This window comes from Mesorhizobium sp. M1A.F.Ca.IN.020.03.2.1 (assembly GCF_004023205.1).
GTDB lineage: Bacteria > Pseudomonadota > Alphaproteobacteria > Rhizobiales > Rhizobiaceae > Mesorhizobium.
The window spans coordinates 1-1,143 of the sequence record NZ_RZSV01000473.1 but is presented as its reverse complement, the minus strand read 5'-3'; the positions used below and the strand labels follow the sequence as shown (position 1 = coordinate 1,143).

At 67.6% G+C, this 1,143-nt stretch carries 2 protein-coding genes; both read right to left on the bottom strand.

From position 1 onward, the window contains the following. Positions 1-717, bottom strand: a 717-nt coding sequence (locus EOA79_RS32155; protein ID WP_164894077.1) for a UvrD-helicase domain-containing protein, incomplete at its 3' end; no start/stop codon positions are given. Next, the coding region (locus tag EOA79_RS32150) for a PD-(D/E)XK nuclease family protein (RefSeq protein WP_164894076.1) at positions 714-1,143 on the bottom strand (430 nt) is incomplete at its 5' end. The genes EOA79_RS32150 and EOA79_RS32155, both read right to left, overlap by 4 nt.

The following is a 1,143-nucleotide window of genomic DNA, read 5'->3' as shown; positions in this document are numbered from 1 at the left end:
CGCCACTGTTTCCGGCTCGGTCGCCGCCGTCCCGCGCATGAAGGCCGCGAAATCCGCCGTAGCCTGCCGGAAGGCCGTCAGATGACCGTCAAGCGGAGAGGTGGGCGGCGCCGCAAGCGTGCGGCGGCGGCGCAGATGCTCGGCAATCTTGTGGACGAGCGCCACGGTCTCACCGGGGCTGTGCAACACCATCTCGGCGAGAATCCCGCCCTGATCGCCGGCAAGGCGCTCGCGAAGCCAGCCGTCGACAATTTCGAGGAAGGCTAGATCGGCCTGGTTGCGATCCATGACACCGGCGCCGGGATCGATATCGGCCTCCGCGGGATAGGGTTTTATCAGGCGCTGGCAGAAACCGTGGATGGTCGAGCAGGTGATTTCGCCGATCGCGGCGCTCGCGGCCGCGAGATTGTCCCTCTGGGTCTGGGACAGACCATCGGGCAGCGCCACGCGCAGTTCGGCGGTGATCTTGCCGGTCGAGAGTTCAGCGACGAATTCCCGGACACGGGAAAGCAGCTCGCTCGCGGCGAGTTCGGTGAAGGTGACGGCGGCGATGGAGCGCGGCGGAACGCCCTCGGCGAGCATGACGGCGATGCGTCCGGCCATGACGGCGGTCTTACCCGAGCCCGCGCCGGCCTCGACCAGGATCGACCGATCATGGAGTCTGATCGCATCGCGGCGGGCTCCGTCATCCTTCAGTATGGACACGCTGCTCATCATTCCGCCTCCCAAATCTGAGCGACTTGACCGAGCCGTTCCGTCGCGGCCGGGAGCTTACGTTTGCAGTAGGTGGTGCTGGCGTTGGCCGGCAGGGCGAAGGCGAGGTCGTCATAGTCGCCGCCCGTGTCTGGGCCAGGCAGCGCCGCGCCGCCGACGAGGCTGGTTCTAGCCGCGCGGAGATAGCCCGTGACCTCCGCGAGCACGGCCTCGGGGTCGTCGAGCTGGAGGTCAACCAGCTCACGCGGGTAAAGCAACGAGGCGCTGATGGCGACGTCATCGCCGAGGAGCGCTTTCACCGCGAACGCATAGAGGCAGCGCTGAAGTTCGCGTCCGCCATTCAGCCGGATGTCAGCCCGCGGGGCGCGCCCGGTCTTGTAGTCGCGGACGAGCGCGCGCCCGCCGTCACCCGAGATATCGAGCCGGTCG